Raw genomic sequence first — 2977 nt, 5'->3', positions numbered from 1 at the left:
CCTGCGTTGCGCCGTCCCTAGGTAGGCTGCGGCCCGATCATCATTTTCGTGGTTGTTGGCTAACCCAAAGTTTCCGCAACCCCTGTGGTGAGGGGATTTATCCCCGATTGGGCTGCATGGCAGCCCCAGAACTTTTTGGCCCGGATCATCAGTGAAACCGTATCTGGTGGATTTGCGACTGCTGCGCAGTCGATCGGGGATAAATCCCCTCACCACAGGTTTTGTATTGGCACGGCGCACTGGGGGCATTCGGCAGTTACTGTCCTGCGTTACGCCGTCCCTAGGCGGGCTGCGGCCCGATCATCATCTTCGTGGTTGTTGGCTAACCCAAGGTTCCCACAACCCCTGTGGTGAGGGGATTTATCCCCGATGGGCTGTATGGCAGCCCCGACCTTTTTGGCCCGGATCATCAGGTAAACCGTATCTGGCGGATTTGCGACTGCTGCGCAGCCGATCGGGGATAAATCCCCTCGCCACAGGTTTTGTATTGGGACTGGGTTTTGTGTGTATTTGTCAGAAGCCGCTTTCGCGCATCAGCACGGCCAGGACGTGCGTAGCACCGTCCGCCAGCAGGCTGCGGCGTTCGCCTTCGATCTTCAGATGACCACGGGTTTCGCGCAGGCTCGCCAATGGCTCATCCAGTTGAATCAATACCTGAAACAGCGCACTGCTCGGAATCAGCGAATGTTCGGCATTGGTCGTCGGCACGGGCCCGCCAAAGCGGGACGACAGCATGCGGTGCGACAACTGGCTGGCGCGGGTGCTGCCGATTTGTACAACACGGCCGGGCAGCGGCGCGGTTTGGCCGTCCGGGTAAAAACGCACATGATCACCGATCGCCATACGATGCACCTGATCCTGCGCGACATAAGCGTCGACTTGCCAACTGCGTGGATCGATCAGCACGCCCAAGGATTCCTGGCGACCCACCCATTGCCCCGGTTTCCAGTCCGGATTCACATCCAGCCAGACCCCGGCAAACGGCGTCTGCAGGTTGAGCCGGGCGATTTCCGAGCGGGCGGCGCGGGCCTCTTCGAACTGCACGTTGAGGCGCTGACGAGTTACGGCGTCTTCGGCGAGGCCGCCGGGGTCGGCAATCAGCCCGGACAGTCGTGCTTCATAACTGCGGGCGCTCGCTTCGCTGGTTTGCAGGCGCGAGGCGATGTCCGGTTCGTCCAGGGTGATCAGCGTTTCCCCGGCCTTGACCGGGCCGTCCGGGTGAATCGATTGCAGGCGCGCCGGGTAGGGCGCATACACGCGCAACTGGTGTTCGGCGCGGGCGACACCGACCGCATCGATCTGCGTACGCCACGGCATCGCCAGGCCCAGCAGAATCGCCAACAGCACCGCGTAAAACATGATTTTGCGCCGACTCGCAATCGCCGCCCGATTCTTCCACCAGTGACCCAGTTCGCGCATCACCGGCATTGCGATAAACCACGACAGTTCGACCATGAACAGGAAAATCCCCAGAACCTTGAAGAAGAACAGGTAAACCGCCAGCGCAATCCCCAGAAACAGCACGAGTCGGTACACCCAAGTGATGATCGCGAAGGTCACCAGCAAGCGCCGCTGACCGCTCGGGAACGTTTCCGGCCAATCCTCCTGCAGCCCCAGCAGATTGCGCCGCAGGGTGACGCGCGCCAGGGCCGAGGCACGCTCGTGCAGGTTGGGAAAATCCAGCAGGTCGGAAAGAATGAAGTAACCGTCAAACCGCATGAACGGACTGGCATTCAACGCCAGTGACAGCAACCAACTGGTGGTCGCCAGATACAGCAGCGCATTACGCAGCGCGCCCGGGTCGCACAATGCCCAGCCCAGCGTCGACAACCCGGCCAGCGACAGCTCGGTGACGATGCCTGCCGAGGCGATTGCCAGCCGTTGCCGCGAGCGGCTGAGTTTCCAGCTCTCTCCGGTGTCGGTGTAGAGCATCGGCCACATCACCACAAACGCGATACCCATGTGCCCGACCCGCAAGCCCAATCGCGTGGCGACCAAGGCATGCCCGAGTTCATGCAGGGTTTTCGCGACGATCAGCGCCAAGGCAAAACTGAACAGGCCTTCGGTGGAAAACGACTCGACCACGGCACTGGTGAACACGTCCCACTGCTGCAACACCAGAATGATGCCGAGCAGGCTCAGGCTCAGCACGACCATCCCCGTCAGCGGATGAAACAGCCAGCCCAGCGCCCGAGCGAGCACCTGCAATGGCTTTTGCGGGCGCAGCAGCGGGATGCGGAAAAACAGGTAATGGTGCAGCCACCAGCGCCAGGTCAGCCAACTGCCTTCTGCGCTTTTGCACTTCAGACGCTCAAGCGCGGCAGGCCCGGCGCGCAGTAATTGGTGCTGCTCAAGGAACTGACGAAAATCCAGCACCTGCTCGACATCCGGTTTGAGTGCCGTGCCTTCGGCGATCTGCTCGCTGATCGCGCGGGGTGATTGACCCCAGCGCAGCAGGCACTCGAATTCCAGCCAGCCGATGCGGTAGAAACGGTTGATCACCGTGTCCTGAATCACCCACGCCGGTTCGCCGTTATTGCCGTGGGCCGCTTCACTCAAGCGCAAATCTTCGCGCAGGGGCGGCACCGGCAGATCGGCCGGATCAAGCATTACCAACCACTCCAGGCACGCAGCGTCGCCAGCGGTCGGCGTAGCAGGTAATAACCGAGCATCACCCGACCGCCGTAAAGCTTCGCCGTGCCGTGCAGGCCGAGGCGTGCGTGCTCCGGAGCGCCGTCAATGCTGGCGAGCAAGCGGTAGGCGACCACACCTTCATCGCTGGGCCGCGCCTGATAACTGGTTTCGAGAATCTGCCCCTTGAGCGGCGTCAGCGGGTACGCGGTCAGAAACAGCGTGACCTCGGCGCCCGGTTCCAGTGCGATGGCATCGGCCACCGCCAGTTGAATGAGCATGGCCGGCTGAGTCGGATCAGCCACCTGCATGATGCGCTCGCCCGTGACTACCGGCTTTCCCAGCC

Annotated in this window: 2 protein-coding genes; both read right to left on the bottom strand. The window is 61.8% G+C overall.

Annotated features, from left to right (window positions below):
- Positions 1-513: 513 nt before the first annotated feature.
- Positions 514-2610, bottom strand: a complete 2097-nt coding sequence (locus PMI37_RS27245; protein ID WP_008087361.1) for an HlyD family efflux transporter periplasmic adaptor subunit — start codon at positions 2608-2610, stop codon at positions 514-516.
- A partial coding sequence (locus PMI37_RS27240) for an HlyD family efflux transporter periplasmic adaptor subunit (protein ID WP_045123311.1) occupies positions 2610-2977 on the bottom strand: 368 nt, incomplete at its 5' end. The genes PMI37_RS27245 and PMI37_RS27240, both read right to left, overlap by 1 nt.

The organism is Pseudomonas sp. GM80 (genome assembly GCF_000282515.1).
Classification (GTDB): Bacteria; Pseudomonadota; Gammaproteobacteria; order Pseudomonadales; family Pseudomonadaceae; genus Aquipseudomonas.
This window is presented reverse-complemented; position numbering and strand designations above follow the sequence as displayed.

What these genes read in the sequence shown, in the direction of transcription:
- PMI37_RS27245 (WP_008087361.1), bottom strand. Translation starts at nt 2,610, where the DNA reads ATGCTTGATCCGGCCGATCTGCCGGTGCCGCCCCTGCGCGAAGATTTG.